This window comes from Variovorax boronicumulans NBRC 103145, from assembly GCF_001591345.1.
In the GTDB taxonomy this organism is placed as follows: Bacteria; Pseudomonadota; Gammaproteobacteria; order Burkholderiales; family Burkholderiaceae_C; genus Variovorax; species Variovorax boronicumulans.
Genome location: NZ_BCUS01000002.1, coordinates 42491 through 62015, shown reverse-complemented (window position 1 = coordinate 62015; position 19525 = coordinate 42491). Strand labels below are relative to the sequence as shown.

General features: G+C 61.1%; 25 protein-coding genes. 2 read left to right on the top strand and 23 right to left on the bottom strand.

Going from position 1 to position 19525, the window contains the following annotated elements:
- Nucleotides 1-5: 5 nt before the first annotated feature.
- From VBO01S_RS01120 to VBO01S_RS01040, 22 genes are all read right to left on the bottom strand, one after another.
- Nucleotides 6-782, bottom strand: coding sequence for a hypothetical protein (locus VBO01S_RS01120; protein WP_169805011.1), 777 nt, complete (start codon nucleotides 780-782; stop codon nucleotides 6-8).
- A gap of 1 nt (nucleotide 783) precedes the next feature.
- Entirely contained in the window at nucleotides 784-1323 is a 540-nt protein-coding gene (locus tag VBO01S_RS01115) for an aspartyl/asparaginyl beta-hydroxylase domain-containing protein (protein ID WP_062469187.1), read from the bottom strand.
- Nucleotides 1320-1724, bottom strand: coding sequence for a hypothetical protein (locus VBO01S_RS01110; RefSeq protein WP_157627248.1), 405 nt, complete (start codon nucleotides 1722-1724; stop codon nucleotides 1320-1322). The genes VBO01S_RS01115 and VBO01S_RS01110 overlap by 4 nt, the downstream gene beginning before the upstream one ends.
- Nucleotides 1725-1739: 15 nt before the next feature.
- Entirely contained in the window at nucleotides 1740-2027 is a 288-nt protein-coding gene (locus VBO01S_RS31600) for a helix-turn-helix domain-containing protein (protein ID WP_082817916.1), read from the bottom strand.
- 92 nt (nucleotides 2028-2119) lie between these two features.
- Nucleotides 2120-2326, bottom strand: a complete 207-nt coding sequence (locus VBO01S_RS01105; RefSeq protein WP_157627247.1) for a hypothetical protein — start codon at nucleotides 2324-2326, stop codon at nucleotides 2120-2122.
- Entirely contained in the window at nucleotides 2323-2742 is a 420-nt protein-coding gene (locus tag VBO01S_RS01100; RefSeq protein WP_062469179.1) for a hypothetical protein, read from the bottom strand. Before VBO01S_RS01100 ends, VBO01S_RS01105 begins: the two co-directional genes overlap by 4 nt.
- The gene (locus tag VBO01S_RS01095; protein ID WP_062469176.1) at nucleotides 2739-3464 is read right to left on the bottom strand and encodes a phage antirepressor KilAC domain-containing protein; all 726 of its coding nucleotides are present in this window, start codon (nucleotides 3462-3464) and stop codon (nucleotides 2739-2741) included. Before VBO01S_RS01095 ends, VBO01S_RS01100 begins: the two co-directional genes overlap by 4 nt.
- Nucleotides 3461-3886 (bottom strand): hypothetical protein, encoded by a 426-nt coding sequence (locus tag VBO01S_RS01090; protein ID WP_062469174.1) that lies wholly within the window; start codon nucleotides 3884-3886, stop codon nucleotides 3461-3463. The genes VBO01S_RS01095 and VBO01S_RS01090 overlap by 4 nt, the downstream gene beginning before the upstream one ends.
- 133 nt (nucleotides 3887-4019) lie before the next feature.
- A complete protein-coding gene (locus VBO01S_RS32165; protein ID WP_157627246.1) occupies nucleotides 4020-4607 on the bottom strand; it encodes a hypothetical protein in 588 nt (195 codons plus the stop codon).
- 9 nt (nucleotides 4608-4616) lie between these two features.
- Nucleotides 4617-4823, bottom strand: coding sequence for a helix-turn-helix transcriptional regulator (locus VBO01S_RS01085; RefSeq protein ID WP_062469171.1), 207 nt, complete (start codon nucleotides 4821-4823; stop codon nucleotides 4617-4619).
- A gap of 314 nt (nucleotides 4824-5137) precedes the next feature.
- A complete protein-coding gene (locus tag VBO01S_RS01080; protein WP_157627245.1) occupies nucleotides 5138-5602 on the bottom strand; it encodes a hypothetical protein in 465 nt (154 codons plus the stop codon).
- A 319-nt stretch (nucleotides 5603-5921) separates the two neighbouring features.
- Nucleotides 5922-6428 carry a hypothetical protein gene (locus VBO01S_RS01075; RefSeq protein ID WP_062469165.1) on the bottom strand — a complete coding sequence of 169 codons (507 nt, stop codon included), beginning with the start codon at nucleotides 6426-6428 and terminating at the stop codon, nucleotides 5922-5924.
- Between the two features lie 181 nt (nucleotides 6429-6609).
- Entirely contained in the window at nucleotides 6610-7167 is a 558-nt protein-coding gene (locus VBO01S_RS01070) for a hypothetical protein (RefSeq protein WP_157627244.1), read from the bottom strand.
- A 127-nt stretch (nucleotides 7168-7294) separates the two neighbouring features.
- Nucleotides 7295-7738, bottom strand: coding sequence for a hypothetical protein (locus VBO01S_RS01065; protein ID WP_157627243.1), 444 nt, complete (start codon nucleotides 7736-7738; stop codon nucleotides 7295-7297).
- A gap of 891 nt (nucleotides 7739-8629) precedes the next feature.
- Complete coding sequence (locus VBO01S_RS32160) at nucleotides 8630-9259, bottom strand: hypothetical protein (RefSeq protein ID WP_157627242.1); 630 nt, start codon at nucleotides 9257-9259, stop codon at nucleotides 8630-8632.
- Between the two features lie 331 nt (nucleotides 9260-9590).
- Entirely contained in the window at nucleotides 9591-9818 is a 228-nt protein-coding gene (locus tag VBO01S_RS31590; RefSeq protein ID WP_082817914.1) for a helix-turn-helix transcriptional regulator, read from the bottom strand.
- Nucleotides 9819-9879: 61 nt separating this feature from the next.
- Nucleotides 9880-10593 carry a hypothetical protein gene (locus VBO01S_RS01060; RefSeq protein ID WP_157627241.1) on the bottom strand — a complete coding sequence of 238 codons (714 nt, stop codon included), beginning with the start codon at nucleotides 10591-10593 and terminating at the stop codon, nucleotides 9880-9882.
- Between the two features lie 65 nt (nucleotides 10594-10658).
- On the bottom strand, nucleotides 10659-11240 hold the full coding sequence (locus VBO01S_RS01055; protein ID WP_062469151.1) for a DUF4224 domain-containing protein: 582 nt from the start codon (nucleotides 11238-11240) through the stop codon (nucleotides 10659-10661).
- Nucleotides 11237-11605, bottom strand: coding sequence for an excisionase family protein (xisR, locus tag VBO01S_RS01050; protein ID WP_157627240.1), 369 nt, complete (start codon nucleotides 11603-11605; stop codon nucleotides 11237-11239). Before xisR ends, VBO01S_RS01055 begins: the two co-directional genes overlap by 4 nt.
- Before the next feature lie 147 nt (nucleotides 11606-11752).
- Nucleotides 11753-12376 carry a hypothetical protein gene (locus VBO01S_RS32155; protein WP_157627239.1) on the bottom strand — a complete coding sequence of 208 codons (624 nt, stop codon included), beginning with the start codon at nucleotides 12374-12376 and terminating at the stop codon, nucleotides 11753-11755.
- Nucleotides 12377-12382: 6 nt separating this feature from the next.
- Entirely contained in the window at nucleotides 12383-12622 is a 240-nt protein-coding gene (locus VBO01S_RS01045; RefSeq protein ID WP_062469148.1) for a hypothetical protein, read from the bottom strand.
- 3 nt (nucleotides 12623-12625) lie between these two features.
- Complete coding sequence (locus VBO01S_RS01040) at nucleotides 12626-12874, bottom strand: hypothetical protein (protein WP_062469145.1); 249 nt, start codon at nucleotides 12872-12874, stop codon at nucleotides 12626-12628.
- 440 nt (nucleotides 12875-13314) lie between these two features.
- Here VBO01S_RS01040 and VBO01S_RS01035 point away from each other — a divergent pair, with 440 nt between their 5' ends.
- Both VBO01S_RS01035 and VBO01S_RS01030 read left to right on the top strand, forming a co-directional pair.
- Nucleotides 13315-17742: an RHS repeat-associated core domain-containing protein gene (locus VBO01S_RS01035; RefSeq protein ID WP_169805010.1), complete on the top strand. Its 4428-nt coding sequence runs from the start codon at nucleotides 13315-13317 to the stop codon at nucleotides 17740-17742.
- Nucleotides 17727-18116 carry a hypothetical protein gene (locus VBO01S_RS01030; RefSeq protein ID WP_157627238.1) on the top strand — a complete coding sequence of 130 codons (390 nt, stop codon included), beginning with the start codon at nucleotides 17727-17729 and terminating at the stop codon, nucleotides 18114-18116. The genes VBO01S_RS01035 and VBO01S_RS01030 overlap by 16 nt, the downstream gene beginning before the upstream one ends.
- Nucleotides 18117-18196: 80 nt before the next feature.
- Here VBO01S_RS01030 and VBO01S_RS01025 read toward each other — a convergent pair whose 3' ends face one another.
- On the bottom strand, nucleotides 18197-19414 hold the full coding sequence (locus tag VBO01S_RS01025) for a tyrosine-type recombinase/integrase (protein WP_062469137.1): 1218 nt from the start codon (nucleotides 19412-19414) through the stop codon (nucleotides 18197-18199).
- Nucleotides 19415-19525 lie beyond the last annotated feature (111 nt).

Here is a 19525-nt window from a genome sequence, read left to right as displayed (position 1 = left end):
CCTCCTTAGAAAGTGCCGCCGGGGCCGGAACTCGCCGCGCCGCCAGGTGCGCCAGAGCTGGGGCCTTCGGCTTCGCCGGGCGCCCCGCCTGCCAATCCGCTGGTCCACATCCAGGCGTTCGGGTTCGCGTTCGGATCGACGTAGGGGTTGCTGGCCGCGCGCCCGTAGTAGTTGTTCGGGTCCGAGCCGCCGTAGTTGAAATACTCGGTCATGTCACGGTAGGCCTGCGTGCCAGCCTTGGGCGCCGGCATGCCGTAGCGGAAGGCGCCGAAGCCGCCGTTGCCCATCAGGCCCGTGTCGCTCGTGCCCGTCATGTTCATGCCGCTGACGATGCCGTTTTGCTGGATGAAGTCGCCCAGCGACTGCTCCTTTTTCACGGGAGCGGAATCTGCAACGTCACGCAGTGAGCGCTGGCCGAGCCCGTTGCCGGTGCCCGCGAGCGCGTTCCAGTCCCATGCCTTCGAGCGCGCCAGAGGGTTCGCGGGATCGAAGCCCACCGGTTGCTCTTGCATCTGACCCAGCAGGCTCGGGACCAGGTCGCGCATGTAGTCGCTCTGCGCGTAGCTGTTGTCGTAGGCGGCCTGTTGCCGCGGGCTGAACGGCTGCGCCGTGTACTGGTTCTGCAGGAGCTGGCCCTGCATCAGGTTCTGCATCAGCCACGGCTGCGCGGGCGCCCACGGCTCTTTGCTTTGCGATTGCGACCCGGCCCCGCCGTTCTTGTCGCTTTTCATGGCATCACCCAAAAGGCCAATGCCCGCTCCAACTGCTGCACCCCATGGCATATCAGTTCCTTTCCGTCTTGATACAGACGATCATGGTGATTCGGTCGGTGTCGCTCTCGTTGGTCACCCAGTGGGTGTGCGAGTTGTCGAACCAGAAGACGTCGCCAGGCGCCGTCACCAGCGTGTGGCCCTCGAAATGGAATGCTTGCTCGGGAGCAGACGCGATCTGCACCGCGAACTTCTCGTAATAGCGCGCGTGCCAGCCAGGGTCGGTGTGCGGCTTGCACGTCTGGCCGGGCCTGATGCGCGTGATGAGAACGCCGCCCAGGCGTTCCCCGCGCACGGCGGCCATGAGCGGAAACACCAGGTCGCGCACGGGCAGCACGTCTGCCGGCTGATACCAGACGCTTTCATGCGAGCCGTCCGGCCGCATCGTGGCCGGATCAGCGAAGCGCGCCCAGATGTCGGAGAGGCCGTGATGCGGCGAATCCTCAGGCGACGTGCGTGCCTTGTTCTGGTGCCAGAGGTCGGGATGCGCCGCGAGCGCCGCGCGCATCGGCTCGACGTTCAGGCCGCGGTGGAGTAGCTTGATCGGGCTCACAGCATGCTGCGCGCGATGGCGTCCATGTCTTCATCCGAAGGCACGATCAGCACCTTGTCGGCCTGCTCGGGGTCCGTGCAGTCGGTGGCGTGAATGCAGTACCAAACCACATCGGTGAGCGCCTTGACACCGTGATGCTTGCCCGCAGCGATCGTGATGCATGCAGGGCCCGTCATCTCGCTTCGCACCCCGTCGACCAGCAGCTCCACGGTGCCAGAGGCCAGCACAGATAGGTGGTCGTGTTCGTGCTTGTGCTGCACCAGGACAAAGCCCGCAGGCACCACCGTCTCTTTTGCATAGACGCCACCACCGAAGTGATGGACTACACCAAGCTGCTCGTCAATCGTCACACTACTTCCGTTTTTGAGTTCTGATGCCTTGAAGTCTCGGCGTGCGGTCATAGGAACTCCATACCGTTAGATGTCATTTCCTGCTCCTTCTCGGCCCGCTTCGATCCAAGCTGAAAGGTCAGTCAGTCGGTAACTGACACGCGAACCGCCGACACCTCGCTGATAGCTCACTGGCCCGCGGCCCTCTTGCCTCAGATTCTTCAGGTGCCCTGGCGCGTAACCCAGCAGGTCTGCAGCATCCTTTTCGCTGACGCGCATGTCCGCTGTGACGGTGACGTCTTCGGCTACCGCAAACGCGGCCAGCAAAACCGTGGTTGCCTCAATGCGCTCAGCAGCGCTTAGGCCCGCGATCACGGCGAGGCCTCCAGGACACCCGCCGTCCTAAAATTCCATGGCCTTGCGCGCGCGCACACATGCCTGTGCGGAATGGGTTGCCTAGCCATGGTTCACCGCTTCATCTGCTCAATCACGGCCGCCTTGAGCCTCAGGAGCAGTTCGCGTTCTGCAGCTTCGACGGTCTCGCCATCGGCAATCCTCCTTTCGAACTCACGCTTGAGCTCATGCCCAAGCTCCCAGGTTTGCCGCCTGGTTTGTTCGTTGGCAACCTGAGCACACAGCTTCGCCAGATTCAAGGGCAGAGTGGACTTCTTCACTGGGGCACCTCGCTCGCGCGCTTCGGCGCGGTGACCGTGCCACCGGTCAGCACGTCGAGGTCTGCGATGAACTCATCGGCGATCTCGCACGTGGCGATGGCGTACTGAAGGGAGTACTGGTCCTCGACGTGCACGTGAAGGTGTTCTCCGAGGTGATCGATGCGTTCGCGCAACTTGAGCAGCCGCCGCGCCAACGTCTCGACGGTCGCTCGAGCCTGCGTGCGAGCCGGTAGCAATCCGAACTGCTCGGCTAGCATGCGGACCTGCCAGCGATGGATCGCGATCCGGTCGGCCTCGTTTCCGCTGCTGCCGCACTGTTCCAGAATGACCATGTCTTCGCTGTGGCTCACCTCGATGCGCAGGTCAGGCAGCTCGGCGATGAGCGCGTCATCGTCGACGATATGACTGTTGCTCATGCGACCTCCTTCGAGCTGAGCATCTCGGCCAGCTTTGCCAGCCCCTTGGCCATCACCCGCACCTGCTCAGTGGCCTTCGTGCTGCCGTCAGAGCGCTCGACCGTCGAAACCTTGTGCTCGAGGTACCCGACCTGGATGCGGCTCTGATAGCCGATGAAGCCCGAGCCACCAGCGCGGCGATAGATCCACTGATGTTCCTGAAGCCAGCGGAAGAGCCATTTCGGCTGCACCTGCAGATGCTTAGCCGCGTCCGTCAGGCACATGGAGCCGTCGGCCAGCGCTATGCGGTTCAGCGCCTCGACCTTGGGCTCCATGACGGACACCTGCGACTCTAGGGCGATCACCTTCTCGGTGTAGCCGAGCAGCACCTGGCGCAGCTGAGCAGGATCGGCGAGGTTCACGGAATAGCCGCCGGTCTTGCGGATGCTCGGTAACACATCTTCGAACACCCAGCGCTCGAAGCGCACGGCCGCCGGCAGCTTGCTGTTCACGATCAGCCGCAGCACATCCGGCTCGGACAGCACGCGCATTTCCTGCACGCCGCCGCCGGTCGGAAGGGGGTGGTGTTTTGCCCCCCCCTTGCAATGCTGTTTGATAGCGTTCGTGGTGTCGCTGTAGCCCAGCGCTTCGGCTACGTCCTTACCCACAACGTACGGTTCGCCGTCAATCTGCATGGCGCGCACCGCGGCGCCTTCGAAGTTGAAGAGGGTGATGTTGCTCATTGCTTTACTCCTTCGGCGAAGAGCTCGCCGGTCTCGCTTGTGGTTTTGAGTGCGGCCGTGTTGACTTCCTGTAACGCTGGCGCGTGCTGGTCTCGGAAGCCGTCGCAGATGAACTCGAGGAAGTCCACCAACTCAACCGCGTGGGCCAACTCGATGTCGAGGTCTTCGTGCCCGAGATCGTTCGTGATCTGCAGGAGGCGACACAGCTTGCTTGCCATCTCAAGTGACCGCCCCAATGCACGCTGAAGGTTGCACGTTTCCAGGATGCCCAACTGCTGCGCGAGCCAGCGCACATGCAACTCCTGCAGCTCGACCTGGTGCACGTTGCCGCCGAACTCCTGCTTCAACAAGACCGCGCGCCCTTCCGCATGCGTTCCTTGGATCTCGATGTCGAGCCCGGGGATGGTGTAGGTGGTCGTCATGCTTGAGACCCTTCCTTGGTGGCCGGGAAGGCAGTCATGCAACGCTTACCCTGGCAACATGCAATGGTGTTCGATAGTCGAAGCGGAGCGCTTTTTTCCGATCGACCGCTGAAATTCGCCGCAAACCCAGTGTTCATGCGGGTTCCGGGACGATTGGGGCCTTTTTCTTCCGCTTCGATGATCGAATCGGAGAATCGGCCTCGTGTTCGATAGTCGAAGCGGAAAACGCCCTCTCCGGTTCGATAGTCGAAGCGCTCCGATTCGATAGTCGAACCTTCGATGCAATTTTTGGAGCCTCCGATCGAAGCGCCGCACGAGCCTCCGTCATCGACGTGAAACTCTGCCATTCGTTCGTCGCCGCGCCAGCTGACACCCCCGCCTTTTTGATCTCGAAAGTCGGTTCGTCGGTGAAGCGATACAGACTGCAGAGCTTCCCGCCGTTGGCAATACCGCCCTGCCGGGTCTTCTCGATGAAGCCGAGCAACTCCAGGCGTCTCAGCGCTGACGCAAGCGTCGAACTGCTTGAGATGCCGGCGTGCTTGAGCTCCGCCAGCGTGGCATTGATGTCGCCGTTGTTGGTTCGCCCCAGCTTGCGTCGCAATGCGAGATATACCCGCACGTCCGCATGCGTCAGCACTCGCCAAGCGGGACTGTCCACGATCGCCCAGTAGAGCCGAATGTGCCCGCCGCGTGGGTCGGCTGGAGCTTTGCTGCGTGCCATTGACGGTGCTCACTTGATCGACTCCAACCAGGCTGCGATTTCTCCCGCCCTGAACCTCGTGCAGCGGGTGCCGAGCTTGATTGGCTGTGGGAAAGTTTTCGCCCCGATACGGGTGTAGATGGTGGACCTACTCAGCCCTGTAAGAGCCTGCACAGTCGAGAAGCGCAGCAGGGCTGCGGGATGGGTGGCCGACTCGATCGGCTGCGTGGCCCTCATTGCGAAACCCCGAGGACGCGCTTGAGCTCGCTGACTGGCCAAGCTAGTCGGCCGTTGATTCTCAGCGGCCGGATGGGTCCGGAACCCTTCCCCATCGCCCAGTTTCGGAGCGTCTGGGGCTGCCGGTCGAGAAAGTGAGCCGCCCACTCTGTCGGCACAGTGGGACGAGTAACAGATTCCAGCGGTGGAAACTGTTGAATGGTCTTCGGTTGCATGACTGCTTATCCTTACGCCTCACGGCAAGTTGATAAGCACTCATCTTCGCGCCAAAAATCGGGGCGAAATACCCCTGGAACACTTTCTCCCTGAAGAACCTAGCGCTCGTCGTTGATCGCCCTGAAAGCTCGAGCATCGAGCACCATTGCCACCAGGCTCTTGTCAGCACGCTTGTAGTGCGTATCCAGTGCGCTGTGCGTAGGCCGTTTTTGCTCCCACCTGCCGTTGGCTAAGACGGCTTCGATCGCTTGCTTTAGGTTTCGCCCAGCCTTTCGGTAAGCATCGACCTCGATCTTCAGCTCAGCTTTCTCGAGATCACTCCACAACTCATCGCGCCCAGCCTTGGCGATTACCCGAAATCCAGGCACGTGCTCCTTCGCCATTGCCATCACTAGTGCGAACCAATCGCCGGGTTCAACCCCGTGTGCTTGAGCGAGCTGCGGCAATTTTTCGAGCATAAGGTTGACCTGACGGGTAGCTTCGGCAATGCGCGCTTCGTCGGCCAGCAGTCCGCGGACGTCGTTCGCAACAATTGGCCGTTCAAGCGCACCTTGATACTTCACTGTGCCAGCGTCGCCGTACGTCTTCTGTCGACTATCCGATTTCATTCGCGCCCCTCGCACCCCTGAGAGATTGCCAGCCCAGCCCGTCAGGGAAGCGGGTTTTCGGGGATCAGCCTAGGGCTGGCGTTTGAAATGTAGCGTTCGCGACGATCGGGCGACTATTTGAGATCCGCGGCTTGTCAGAAAACCAATGTCTCGACAGCACCGCGCAACTCGGACTGATTGCCATCGAGCACAACATCGACCGCGCGGAGGATGCCCAGTAGCCCGGCAAGATCGCCGCTACCTATGCCGTCGCATATGGGCATGACTTGCCGCCTCATGACTGCACCAGCGACAGACGGGCCACCGAGTGCGAGCTGTGACGGATAGGCGTTACCTCTCGCACCGCGCGGTCCAGCATCTCGACCTGGCGAAGAACGCGCTGCAAGTCCCCCTCCGGCAGACACCAGTCGTGCAACAGATCCTGGCCCTGCTGACAAGAACGCAGCGTGCGGCGAAGACTATCCACGCCTACCTGCAGTTGATCGCGAAGAACGGCTGCGGTGCTCTCCCGCTTACGCTGCGCCAGCCGCGCGATAGACGCTTGATATTCCTCCTCCTTGCGAGCTTGAGCCCTCGCCTTTTCGGCTTCTCGCAGCGCCGAGAAGCGGCGCTCCTGCTCCTCAATCGGAAGGCCCTTCACTACTCGAAATCGATGCTTCCCCTCTGCCGTGATCCCCATGTAGTTCTCATCGTGCGGAGCGCCCGTTCGGCGGGACGACACTCCCTGGTAGTAGGTACACGACGTCTTCTGGTTTCCGGGCTGGCCGGGAAGCTGTTCCATGCGGCAGATCCCAGCGGCGACCAGTGCCTCTGCAGTGCCGGTGTATGCGTTGGCCCAAGGCCATTCTTCGCGCTCGAGCGGAGGGCGATTGCGCCATGTCCGGGGGCGCGCCCGCGGTGCAGCCAGAGGCTGCCGTGAGAAGTTATTGGCTGCGACCAATGTAAGGTGCATGGGGATACTGTCAGCCATTGAGCACCGCCTTCATTTCCGAGAGCTTCCGGCCAGTGTCGCCACCGAATACCGATAGCGTGATGCTCGACAGTTGCCGCATGCGCACCATGGCAGCCCTCGCGGTGAGATCAAAGTCATCCTGCCCTTCCTCACGTGCCAGCATCCCCAGCAGCGCGTCGATCTGACAAGCTGCCGCCCAACCGACCTGGGTCCGTTCATCGGAAGAATCTACAGTCTCAGTGGCATCACGTACGGCAGGCGCGATGGACAGGCAATGAGGTCTGGGTTCGTCCGGGAAATGTGTTCCGACCAGCCATCCAACCACGTTCTCGCGTGCCGTCCCAGGCACCATCATCTCGGCAAGTGCTCCGATCTTTTCCGCCAAGCTGTCCACGACGTGAAAGTCATAGATCGATGCGCCTTCGGCTCGCTGCGCAGCGTACGCGGAGAACGCAGATAGCGTGTCGGCGTCCGTAGCGATTCGTTCACACAACAGCGCGATTTGTTCGTTGCTCATCCCACCCAAAGGGTGAGAAGTCTCCGAACCTTGTACATTCTTGGTAGCCATGATGTGCATCTCCTTCTAAGTTGTGCACGTTTTGGTTAGAACGGCTGTAGGGCTCCTACCCCCTACGGTCGTTCGCTTTTTAGTCAGCATGCTCCTCGGCTGACTAGCGAGGTCTATTCTGTCGATCTCAAATCAGCCCATGCTTGCGTCGCAAGTGCTCATCTAGATCAGCAATACGCGCTTGATAGACATCCCGTTTTCGCAGCGGAATGTCATCTATATTGCTGTCGATCTCCCATCGCACTCCCTCGGCCAAGGCCATCTGGTACAGCGCGTGGCCGTTAACCTCGATCCGATGCCCCCCCGGATAAATCACTTCCAAAATACCGCTATCGTCCTCGGGGTCGGTAAGGTCGCCAGCGGGCAATACACGCACCCCCGTCATTACGTGAGTCAACGGGCCGCGGTAGTCCAGATTGGAAAAGTACTGCGGAAGCTGTCGCATTGCGTTGATGTACCGAGCCGCAAGGTTCATGGCGTTTTCCAGATTAATTTCATCAAGGTAGGCAGCAAGGGACAACTGAGAGCGGAGCCACTCCGCCCCACCGAGATCGTCCAGCTTGGCGCGCAATTCCGCTGGGAGAAGTAGCTTGTAGGGTCTGGCGTCGTCGGAGATCGGCTTGCGCCCTTGACCTCTGCCCGCCCCCCCGCGTCCGATGAGTTCGCTAGGTGACATGGCCTTATTTTGAATTTGATTTGATGGCCTATCAATCAATTTCTTATGCGTACAAACACCACCTTGTCAGAAATTGTTTTTTGGGCCATGTATTCAAAAAACATCCTCGCTAGACCTCATCGAGTTCTGAACAAGATGCGACGGGACGCATTCAACGTGCCACAGCAGGAGGTCGACCGACCAAGCGACGCTCTACGAGTCGTGTCGCATCCAGCCATGCAAGAACCTCTCCTGCAGGGCGCCGACTGCAGCGCGCCCCTAGCTTGATGGGGACAGGGAAGATGCCCGACCGGTGGAGTTCAGAGGTCTCGCGCGCCGGCGTGTTCCGGACTAATGGAGCTTGGCCAAGCAGGCCATGTAGCGTCACGCACAGTGAACCCATGCTCAAGCGGCTAGACAAGGGTACGCGGGCCGACAGGACGCTGTCGAGCCCCCCACCTTGCCCAGCCGATTTCAGCCATCATGCGGCGAACGATGAGCAGCAGACTTAACTATCGGTCTCGCCTCAGAGGGGTACGCCAACGATGATCTGTCTTTGGACCACTCGCAAGCACCTTCGCGGCCCGCTCCAGTGCGGTTAGCTCTGGAGCATTCGCAATCGGCTCTCTTTCCGTCGGAAAACGCGAAGGTGGCTTACTGCTGCTCGTACGCTCGGGAGCTTGAGCTTCGATAAAGGGGACATCGAGCGAGCCTTTCATCACGGCCGCCAGTTGAACCTCTAGCCGCGTGATGTCAATCACGCGGTCTGCCAGAGCGCATTTGAGCCTGATACGGTCGACATCAGCATCAGTTGGATTTCCCTCCAATGCCTCCAACTCCACGAAGAGTAGCGCGCGTAGATCGTCGATATTCCGCATCGAGAAGTCCTTTCTTCAACCTTTTTCTAAGGGCTATCAACTCGCGAAATTCTGGGGAGTAGAGCCGATAGGCTTGTCCGCTGATAGCGTAGTAGCTCAGGGGGCGTGGGATTTGATGTACCACCCCCATGCGGTAATACACAGCCTCAGCTGTGCGCCCCAACGCTTCAACAATATCGCTCACCGCATCCGTCTGCCAAGCCCAAAGCAGATACGTGTCTTCGGCCTCCGTCCACCGTCGAGGAAGATCAGATGGATCGACCAAGCGCAGCTTTACGATCATCGTTCGCACCGCCGCCCTTGTCCGATCTAGCCTATTCGCAATCTGTCGATTCGTAAGGACCAGGTGGTTCATCGCCAGAAAATCTCGTTCCTCGGCAGTCCACCTGCGTGGCGCTTCATGGCCCGGTGCCTGACGTGCTAGCGAGTTGTGCATGGAACGCACAGATGCTTTGGTTCGTCCTAACAGATGAGCAACATCCTCCGATCTCAGTTGTCCAGACATGTCCATCAGCAAAGCTTTTTCTTCGGCGGACCAATGGTTCGTCACACGAGTCAAGACTAGCTCCTTCGTCGGATCTTGATTGAGCCTGACATTCTGTTTTTATTCGGCCCGACTGAAAAGTCAGCCATCTGCAGTACCTGCAGCCGATCTGGGCCTGATCGAGCCCTTGTTCTTCCCTTCAACCATGTGACCACTTGTGCAAAGCGCGATATTTCAGCGCGAGCCGGACGGCCCAGCTCGTCGACATGGGCATTGAAGTGGGGTATGTGGGCACTCCACGTGGCGGATCAAATCTGTCGAATCGCAAACGGGGGCTGAGATCCGTCAATGCCGACGCACAGGTTTGCGAGAGGTCTGAGAATCAGACCGCACACGGCTCGCAAGTCTAAGTAGGCCGACGCCCGGGCTCGAGTGCGTCCAACCAGGCAGCCACGTCCCTTACACGCCATCGACTACAGCGCGGTCCGAGCCTGACCGGCTCCGGGAATGTTCCGACGGCGATCTTTGCGTAGAGGGTGCTCCGACTAAGGCCGGTGAGCGCCGTCACGGACGAACACCGCAGAAGCGCTGCTGGATGGCCTACTAGCTCGCCGGATTTTTGATGAATGGTCACCTTGTAAACTCCTTCGATTTGCCTGGAGTCTGGCAACGGCTCGTCTCTTGATCAACCGCGATTAAGTGCCAGCTTTCTTGCGGGCAAGCCCCCCCACCAGCCCCGAGTCGAGGACATGCTTCCGGTAAACGAGCCCGGCGTGCTCGAGCACCCGGACAAAAGCCGTTTCGAGTGTGGCCCGCGGCTGCTCGGCATGCTCGACGATGACGACGATGGCAAGCTCACGCGCTTCCGCCATCAGTTCCTTGTCTGCCTTCCAACCTCGGACGGTCCCTTCGCTTCTCAAACCACACGCTAGGCGAACATCCTTCATGGGACTGGATGTATTCACCACTCCCATTTCTGCGCCATGCAGGTACACGAGAGCGTTCAACTTGACACGCCTCTGCAGGTAGTTCTCCTTGGGTCGATGAGCTTCAGTGCGCTGCGGGCGGCTGAGCAGCATCCCGAACGTCCCGCCGGAGAAGTGCTGCTGCATCTCCCGATGCAGTTCCTGAGCGAACTCTTGATCAATGCAGACAGGTTCATGTGCTCTGCCGGCCTCATTCAAGAAGTCCAGCAATGCCGCGCGAAGATTGTTGACCCTGCTACTCCTCGCCTCCGCTGGCGTAGCCTTCGGCATGGCATGGAGTTCGTTGGAGGTCGATAGATAGCAGTAGGCTGCGAGATCTGCACGACGCTGCGCTGTGTCTTCTCTCGGCCCGAATCTGAGCAGGCATCCGTTGGTTTCCCCGTTGGGCGATGCGGCATCTCCAGCCGAGTCCTCTCCCTGCATGTCTGGTGCTCCTTTCAGTCTCGACGAATATGTCGCGGACCGGCGTGATAGTCACCCGGCTTGAGTCATCGCTTGATGTGCTGCTCATCGGGCGCCGCCCCTCCTACCGGAAGTCCTTCGCGCACGGCGAGCACCTGCTCGACCGGCCACACCCGGGTGTGCGTTCCGAGCAGGATGCCCTGGGGCACTCTGCCTTGTTCGACCCACTTGAGCCACGTGCGGCTCACGATCGGCAGCAAACCAGGCTGTCCGTTCTTGCGATCGCCGCAGATGTCCTTCACGCGCAACAGTGCGCCGGCGGGATGTTGGTGCGGAGGCTCGAGGCTGGCCAACTTCTCGCACGTCGGTGGCACGCAGGTCGACGGATTGACTGCGAGGGCGCGGCGAGGCGCAACACTCACTGGCGCGGGCGGCAAGGCGCGCTCCCTTTGCAGCACGGCGGGTACCCATGGGATGGGCGCAGGACTTGCGGCCGGCAGACTAATCGACGGCCCCTCGATCGCCACGCGTGTCACAACGGGGTGCCCAGTCCCACTCACCCGGAAGGGGATGCCTTGACTGCGCAGCCACGCGATCTGCCTCGACTTGATCTTGTAGCCGGTCAGACGCTCCAGTTCCTGATCGGTCAAGAACATGACGAGCGTCATTGCTCAAACTCACGTCGTCGATCTTCTGGCGCTCCAGGGGTACCGGCCTCTATCCACCTGTTATATGCCTCTGGGTTGACGTAGAGGTTGCCGTCCGGGCCAATACGGCACTGCACGCCGTCGATCCAAATGCGCTTTCGGCGCCTGGCGTGCACGGCATCCAGCGTGTCACCGGTGGATTCACAGTGCTTCTTCAGCTTGACCCATCGGTAGCCCGATTCGCTTGTACCGAGAGCTTCCGCCTTCCTGCCTGCGATCTTCGCGGGCGTGTGCATCACCGCCTGCTCGGCACGCTTCATCTCCTCAACGGAGCGCAGCAGAGCCGCGGCGAACAGTTCGATCTCGTTGCCCTTAGCTTTTGGCATTCGACAGCTCCTTAGTTCCGCCGGATTGGTTGGGACGCACTCGCCAACGGCGTGCACACTGATCAGTGCGAATTTCGCGCACGAGGCGCAAATCTATGGGAGCCGCCGCGTGATCGAAGGCATCAAGGCCTTCTATTTGAGCTCACATCAGGGCCACACCCGACTCCAGGCGCGTTTGGCTGCTCTCACCGGATGCCGCCGCCAACTCAAATCCCGTCGCACCTCGGTCCGCAGTTCGCGGGAAATTTGGCACGAATCGCTGAATCTCATCAGGGTCGCATGAGCTTCTATTGCCAGCTTCTCGATCTGACTGAGGTCCTCCATGAGTCCGGAAGTTGCGGAAGGACCTGGGCCGGAGTCACCGCGCATATCGCTCGACCAATCGATAGTGGGCAAAAGGGTTCGCACTCGCTCCAGCCTGGAAACCAACTCAGCAAGTTCGGCCGCCCCAGTGATCGGAGAAGCAGTCAACCGAATCAACTGCTCTTCCGAAGGAACCGGCGTCGCCATCACGACGTTGGCCGCAGCGACGAACTTCAAGATTCCATCGTGGGACCGAGCGATGCCTGTGTATTCCTGCCTGACCTTTGCGAGAGCAGCGCGCAGGTCTAGCAATCTGGATCGGACGAGCGCACCAGTTACTTCCGCGGCTGCTACCGCCTCTCTGAGGCGTCTTCTGTCCTCAGCTCGCGAAATCCGAACTGCTGCACCGATGGCCAAAACCGAACCGACAGCTTGAACCCATGCAGGTATATCGAGACCTTCAGCCATTGGAATCTACTCCTCCAAGTCAAATTGCGTCTGCAGCGTCCGGATAATCTGCGCAATGTCGGCGCGGTGCGCGCCGCGATCGCTGACGACGCGAACGGTCCAGTTGGGGCCATCTTCTTCAGGCGGTATGCCGATCACACCACCACGGTGCACATCGGTCTGCTGGCCTCGAAGGCCCGGCAAAGCCTCGATACGCATGAGCAGCATCTGCTTCAGCTGAGCGGCGGTGCGGGTCGGCTTGACCATCCGCTACTTCTTGGATTCCCAGCTGTTGACCGGGCGATGTTCCTCGAGCCATTTCCTCCCGGCGACGATGGCTGCCTCGGCTGCGTCCATCTCACGGGCGAAGGTCTCGCCCGTCGACTTCTTCAGTTCGACTTCGCCTGTGGCATGTGCTTCGGTGATCACGAAGGTGGCTATGTACCGCCCTCCCGGGGCAGCCTGGCCATACCCGGTGATCTTGAAGTTGCCGCTGTGCTCCGCCTTGACTTCATCCATTTCCGCCTCCGGTAGTTGGGGAACCCATTTTGACCTCGCTCACCATCAGGCCCGTGGAGCCCTGCGGGCTACGAGTTTCAGCGTCAATCGCGTGCCAGTTGCTGAAGTGCAGAGGCCGTCAATCGACATGCATCAACTTGTTACCATGCCACACCGCGGTCAGAGAACCGCTGAAATGAGGTGGCTTGATGGCGGTAGCAATGTCATGGCTGCGCAATGCAGCGCTTGTATCGACGAGTGAGGGTGGAAAAGAAAACGCGTCGCTGGAGATCGTCCGATGCAATCTTCTCTGCTTGCGGAGAACTTTGGGGCGTTGCAGCTTGCTTCTTCGCTTCGTGGCCGTAGGACTGCTATTGATTGGCAATCATGGCCAAGCTAACGCTCTTATTTTCAGCCCCTATGTGTACAGGGCTGAGGACGTTAGCCCATCCACGCGGACGATGCCCACGCGGCAAGCAGCCTGTGAAGATGACGTCGCGTTTCAGAACGAGGTCGGAAACGGGATTACTGGACGCAATCCACGATTAACTAACGGCGGAGAAAGGTGCGCCTACGATCGTTACGACACCAAAGGCAACTTCTGGCAAGTGGCCTCTTACGAAATTCTGCGCGTTCTTGGCACATGCCCTGTGAACAGCACCGAAGCCTATGTCGGTCAATGCAAGTGTGCAAACGGCTATCAAGACAATGCGACCCAGACAGCCTGCGAGCTAGCCACACCAGAGCCAGCTTTCGGAGGGCAATGCAAGGCCCCTGGGGGCGCACTGGTCGGAAATCCCATCGCTCCTGCGACAAACGAGAAGTTCGAGTCTCAGCTCGACTGGTCGGATTTCGGCCCCGCCCCTCTATCTTTGGGCCGCGTGTACCGCAGCACTTGGGGCCGAGACACCTCCCGCACCTCTGCCGGCCTAGGCTCTGCCTGGACCCATTCCGAGGACTGGCGCTTTGCGTTTTCTCCGTCGTCTTCCAACGCATCCCCCGCCATCCCAGCTGCTGTTGCCATCACTAGCCCAGAAGGGTATCTGCGCACCTTCATTCAGGCATCCAGCTCTGCCGCTTGGACCGCAATCAACAGTGCCGACACCCTGACCCAATCCGGTAGCGCCTGGGTTTGGCACCGCTCAGACGATGACACCGTCTTCACCTTCGATGGCTCCGGCAAGCTGCAGACTCGCGTGGCACGTCCCGGCTTCTCGTACACCTACGCCTACAGCAGCTCCGGCCGCCTAGTCGCCGTCAGCAACGGCTTCGGCCGAACGCTCACCTTCGCATACAACAGCGCTGGCCAGCTCGCCAACGTTACCACCCCCGATGGCCGCGTTATCGCCTACGGCTTCGATGCTTCTGACCGCCTCGCGACCGTCACATATCCCGACGGCAAAGCGCGCAGCTTCCTCTACGAGAACGCTTCATTCCCCAACGCGCTTACGGGCATCTTCGATGAGTCCGGGTTCCGCTGGGGCACCTTCGCCTATGACGCCAAAGGCCGGGCCATCAGCACCGAGCTGGCCGGGGGTGTGAACAAATACCAAGTCAGCTACCCGGACTCGGCCTCAGCCGTCGTCATCGACCCCCTGAACACCAGACGCAACTACAGCTACGCTACCAGCGCCGGCAAACTTTCCATCGCGAGCGGCTCACTGCCCTCAGGCGAAGGCGAATCGGATGCTTCTTCTCGTGTGCAAGGCGCCAACGGCCTCATTACCTCCGAGACCGACTTCAAGGGCGTGGTCAGCAACACCGCCTGGGACACCACTCGACGCTTGCCCACCTCTGTGACTCAGGCTGTGGGCACCCCCCAGACCCACACCACGACCACCCAGTGGCATGCCCAGTTCAGCCTGCCCGTGCTGGTCACCGAACTTGGCCGCACCACTGCCTACACCTACGACACCGTCGGCAACACACTGTCAAGAACCGTCACCGACACCACCACGAACAAGGCCCTGCTCTGGCAGTGGGCCTACAACGCCCAGCAGCTGGTGACTACCGCCACGGAGCCCAACGGCGCGGTCACGAGCTACACCTATGACACTCTGGGCAACGCCCTCACATCGACCAACGCGCTGGGCCACGTCACCACTTACACGCACGACAACGCCAATCGCGTAGCGAGCACCACCGCCCCCAACGGCCTCGTCACCACCTACACATATGACCTGCGTGATCGCCTGTTGACCCAGACCGTCGGCGCGGGCCTTGCTGGTGCACAGACCACCACGCTGACCTACAAGCCCTTCGGCACCGTCGAGTCGGCGACGCTGCCCAGCGGCCTCGTTCTCACCTACACCTACGACGCCGCCCACCGCCTCACGGGCTGGAGCAACAACCGCGGTGAGAGCGGCAGCTACACGCTCGACGGCATGGGCAACCGCACCGCTGAGCAGATCAAGGACAGCGCCGGCAACGTGGCCTGGAGCGTGGCGCGCACGATCAACAACATCAACCGCCTCTCGGCCACCACCGAAGGCGCCAATCAGAGCCGCGCCTTCGGTTACGACGCTAACGGGGAGTTGACCCGCACCACCAACGGCCTAAATCAAAGCACTCAGTACGGTCTGGACGACCTGCGCCGAATCACTACAGTGACCGACCCGATCAACCTGGTCGCCACCTTCAAGTACAACGCGCTCGACGCCGTCACCGAAGCCAAGGACTTCAAGGGCGTGGTCACCGGCTACACCCGCGATGCGCAAGGCAACGCCACGACCGAGACCAGCGCCGACACGGGCGGCGCCAGCACCCAGTACGACAGCCTCGGCCTGCCCAGCCAGATCACCGACGCCATGGGGCAAACCACCACCATCGTGCGCGATCTGCTCGGCCGGCCGACCAGCCTCGTCTTCGCCGATGGCAAGACGACCACGCTGCGCTACGACCTCACGGCCAGCAGCAAGGGCTACCTCTCGGAAGTCATCGACCGCAGCGGCACCACCGAGTACACCCGCGACGCCTTCGGGCACGTCACGCTCAAGAAGCAGACGCTCGCAAACGGTGGTGTGCAGCAGGTGAGCTACGGCTACAACGCCAACGGCACGCTGGCCAGCATCGGCTACCCCAACGGCGCCATGCTCACCCACCTGTACGACGCCACCGGCCGCCTCGCAGGCCTGAACTGGAACGGCAGTCCGCTCGTCAGCGGCATCGCATGGAACCCGCTCGGCCAGCCCACCGCGTGGCAATGGGCCTTTGCCACCGCACCGCCCGCGTCCGTGGCCGCCAGCCGCGTGTACGACACCGCGGGCCGGCTCACCGGCACCGAGTTCAGCAGCTACGTGTACAACGCCGCGGGCCGCATCACCAGCCTCACGCAGAATCTTTACCGCCCGGGCGACGCCGACCCGACGCACAGCACCATCGTAAGTAGCAACGTCACTTGGACAACGGTCTTTAGTGCTCCAGGACGTTTGCGTCAGTTCGATGCGCCGGGCAATACCTCTGCGTTCACCTACGACAACAACGGCAACCGCGCGAGCAGCACACGCGTGCTCGGCGGCCAGAGTACCCAGCGCACCTACACCGTGGGCGCCGCAAGCAATCGTCTGACGGGCTTTGCGCAAACCATCAACGGCGCGAGCAACACCAGCGTCACCTATGGCTACAACGCCAACGGCGACCTCGTGACCGACGGCCTGCGCAGCTACGCCTACGACGCCGAGGGCCGGCTGGCTGCCGCCACCACCGGCGCCACCGACATCAGCCCCACCACGCGTTACGCGCACAACGCGCTGGGCCAGCGCGTGTTCAAGACCGAGCCGCTGTACCCACCGAGCCAGGGCGACGAGGCCGATCCGGGCTTCATGCAAAGCCTGGTCGCCTTCTTCACCCGGCTGTGGAGCCCCGCGACGAACCAGGCCGAGCAGCAGGGCTACACCTATGTCTACGACGAGCAAGGCACGCTGATCGCCGAAGTGGGCAGCGGCGGCACCAACAGCGGCGGGCAGGCGCAGTACATCTACCTGCCGACGGCCAACGGCCCGATGCCGATCGCGGCAGTGATCAACGGCGCCACCTACGCGGTGCACAGCGACCACCTGAACACGCCGCGCAAGCTCACCGATGTGAGCGGGCAAGCGGCCTGGCAGTGGAGCTACAGCGCGTTCGGGGAAGACAAGCCGACGACGGCGAGGAACCGGTTTGCCGACTTGAACGTGACGCCGAATCCGGGCACCACGGGCGTGTCGGAGGTGAAGTTCAACCTGAGGTATCCGGGGCAGTATGCCGATGAGGAGTCGGGGTTGTTTTACAACTACTTCCGAAGCTATGACAGTAGGACTGGGCGATACAGCCAGCCAGATCCGATTGGACTAGATGGCGGATGGAATCGGTTTGGCTACGTCGACGCAAATTCACTAAGATTTGTTGATCCGTTTGGGCTTGATCGCTGGGGCGATGGCCAGTGGGGCCCGAGCAGCAACCGCTCTGCGCCGATGTTCGACCCCAGGTACAACGACAGCGAGGCTTGGCGGTGGCAGAACAACTGCTATGCCTATGCGCTCAACAGACCCGGCATGAGATCGGGTGGTCCGCTGCGAGGGGTCGGTGGCACTGATCCTGGCGAGCCATCTGGTGCAGGCATCTCAGGTTTCAACCCCAACTGCGGCGATACGCTTGATGCAGTGCGTCGGGATGGAGGTGTCGCTCCGCGAGCAGATCAGTCCTGCCCCGCTGGGTACCACGGCGCACAACTCTTCATTCGACCGACCAGTATTTCTCAAGGTCGCGGTGACTACCATTGGTATCGTCAGGATGCAGATGGCACTTGGTCTGACAAGCAGGGAAGCCGGCCCGCAAAGTCACTTGGCGGCTCACCGGTACCACCATCAACCTATCCAACACAATGTGGAGTTGTATGTTTGCCAAACTAGCGGTGATCTCGCTTGTGCTGATGTCCTTCTGTGCCGCAGCTCAGGATGCGCCCGTACGTGTTGGCAGCCTCAAGGAGGCAGGCACTTGGATCGACAAGATCTATTCCTCGCATGTAGAGAGGCGCTACAACGTCAAACTTTCAACTGGGCGGAATGCGGAGATCTATGCTCTCTATGCGCCGAGGGGTTCAGGCATAGGTCAACTTGACGGCTGGTTCTATTCCTGTGCCAGTGGTGGCGCCGTGTGTGACTTGATCGCGATGGCGAATCTAGGGACGTCGAGAGAGATCAAGGAAGACCCCGTGGTCACGTATGAGCATCCCTATCTGGTCGTCAAATCTGGCAGCAACATCTTGCTCAGGGTAAAGCAGTAGAAGTCTTGGAGTCAGGCTCCATTCCATTCCATTTCATTGGGTGGCCCTGACGCTCAGCGGCTTTGAGACTCCATGGGTCACTATGCAGCCTTGAACGCCAGGACTTTCGCGCCGCGGCGCAGCTGATCCAGGTGATCGGCCCACTCTTGCATCATCTTTCGACGCTGCGGCAGATACGTCGCAAAGTTGTAGGCCGCACTCACCTCGTCGCGCTCCTGGTGCGCGAGCTGCAGTTCGATGATGTCGTGACGGTGCCCCTGCTCGTGGAGGATCGTCGACGCAATGCCGCGGAACCCGTGCCCCGTCATGCGCCCCGCGTAGCCCATGCGCTTGAGCGCGCCCAATATGGTGCCGTTGGACATGGGCTTATCGTGGTCGCGCTCGCCAGGAAAAAGGAGACCGCTCAAGCCGCGCAGTTCGTGGATGGCACCGAGAACCTCCACTGCCTGCGTCGACAAAGGCACGATGTGAGGCGTCTTCATCTTCATCCGCTCAGCGGGGATGCGCCACTCCGCAGCCTCGATGTCGAACTCATCCCAGTGCGCGCCGATCAGCTCACCAGTCCGCACGAAGGTCAACGCCATGAGCTTCAGCGACAGACGAGTCACCGGCGTTCCCTGGTACGCCTCAATCTTGCGCAGAAGTTCGGGCAGTTCCTTGGGTTCGATGCGCGCGAAGTGCCCCTTGGTGCGCGGCTTGAGCGCATCAGAGGGCTTCACGTCGGTCGCTGGATTGCGCTCGACGATGCCGTGGGCGATCCCATACCTGAAGATCTGGCTGCAGGTCTGCCACGCGCGCTTTGCGATGTCCACAGCGCCGCGAGCCTCGATCTTCTTCGCGACGGCGAGTAGCTGCGGCGCGGTGATCGAAGCGATCGGCCGTTTGCCGAGGTCTGGGAACACGTCGGCCTCGAGCCGGGTGAGCACGTAGCCAGCATGGCGTTCGGACTTGCCAGCCTTCCAGTGCTCGTGCCAGGCCCGGGCCACCGCCTCGAAGGTATTGCCCACGCTGACGCGCGCACTGAGCTTTGCGTCGGCTTTGAACTGGGCCGGGTCGGCGCCGCCCTTCAGCAGAAGGCGCGCATCGTCGCGAGCGCGCCGAGCCTGCGCCAAGCTCACTTCAGGATAGATGCCGACAGCCAGGCGCTTCTCTTTGCCATTGAAGCGGTACTTCCAGCGCCAGAGCTTGCTGCCCGGGGAGGTCACCTCGAGGTACAGCCCGCCACTGTCGGTGAAGCGTTGATACGCGCGCCCGTCAGGGCATTTCGCGTTCTTACAGGCAGTGTCGGTGAGAGGCATCTGGGGGCATTTTGGGGAGACGACCGCACGGTTCGCGGTTTATGCCCCCAACTGTGCCCCCGTTTTGCGCCGGCTGTCAAAAGACGTTGCCGGACAACCGCGCACAAAAAA

Bases quoted from the DNA above. Each gene is read 5' to 3' on its own strand.
- VBO01S_RS01120 (WP_169805011.1), bottom strand. From the start codon at position 782: ATGCCATGGGGTGCAGCAGTTGGAGCGGGCATTGGCCTTTTGGGTGAT.
- VBO01S_RS01110 (WP_157627248.1), bottom strand. From the start codon at position 1,724: ATGACCGCACGCCGAGACTTCAAGGCATCAGAACTCAAAAACGGAAGT.
- VBO01S_RS01100 (WP_062469179.1), bottom strand. From the start codon at position 2,742: ATGAGCAACAGTCATATCGTCGACGATGACGCGCTCATCGCCGAGCTG.
- VBO01S_RS01095 (WP_062469176.1), bottom strand. From the start codon at position 3,464: ATGAGCAACATCACCCTCTTCAACTTCGAAGGCGCCGCGGTGCGCGCC.
- VBO01S_RS01090 (WP_062469174.1), bottom strand. From the start codon at position 3,886: ATGACGACCACCTACACCATCCCCGGGCTCGACATCGAGATCCAAGGA.
- VBO01S_RS32165 (WP_157627246.1), bottom strand. From the start codon at position 4,607: ATGGCACGCAGCAAAGCTCCAGCCGACCCACGCGGCGGGCACATTCGG.
- VBO01S_RS01085 (WP_062469171.1), bottom strand. From the start codon at position 4,823: ATGAGGGCCACGCAGCCGATCGAGTCGGCCACCCATCCCGCAGCCCTG.
- VBO01S_RS01075 (WP_062469165.1), bottom strand. From the start codon at position 6,428: ATGGAACAGCTTCCCGGCCAGCCCGGAAACCAGAAGACGTCGTGTACC.
- VBO01S_RS01070 (WP_157627244.1), bottom strand. From the start codon at position 7,167: ATGGCTACCAAGAATGTACAAGGTTCGGAGACTTCTCACCCTTTGGGT.
- VBO01S_RS01060 (WP_157627241.1), bottom strand. From the start codon at position 10,593: ATGCAGGGAGAGGACTCGGCTGGAGATGCCGCATCGCCCAACGGGGAA.
- VBO01S_RS01055 (WP_062469151.1), bottom strand. From the start codon at position 11,240: ATGACGCTCGTCATGTTCTTGACCGATCAGGAACTGGAGCGTCTGACC.
- xisR (WP_157627240.1), bottom strand. From the start codon at position 11,605: ATGCCAAAAGCTAAGGGCAACGAGATCGAACTGTTCGCCGCGGCTCTG.
- VBO01S_RS32155 (WP_157627239.1), bottom strand. From the start codon at position 12,376: ATGGCTGAAGGTCTCGATATACCTGCATGGGTTCAAGCTGTCGGTTCG.
- VBO01S_RS01045 (WP_062469148.1), bottom strand. From the start codon at position 12,622: ATGGTCAAGCCGACCCGCACCGCCGCTCAGCTGAAGCAGATGCTGCTC.
- VBO01S_RS01040 (WP_062469145.1), bottom strand. From the start codon at position 12,874: ATGGATGAAGTCAAGGCGGAGCACAGCGGCAACTTCAAGATCACCGGG.
- VBO01S_RS01035 (WP_169805010.1), top strand. From the start codon at position 13,315: ATGCCCACGCGGCAAGCAGCCTGTGAAGATGACGTCGCGTTTCAGAAC.
- VBO01S_RS01030 (WP_157627238.1), top strand. From the start codon at position 17,727: ATGTTTGCCAAACTAGCGGTGATCTCGCTTGTGCTGATGTCCTTCTGT.
- VBO01S_RS01025 (WP_062469137.1), bottom strand. From the start codon at position 19,414: ATGCCTCTCACCGACACTGCCTGTAAGAACGCGAAATGCCCTGACGGG.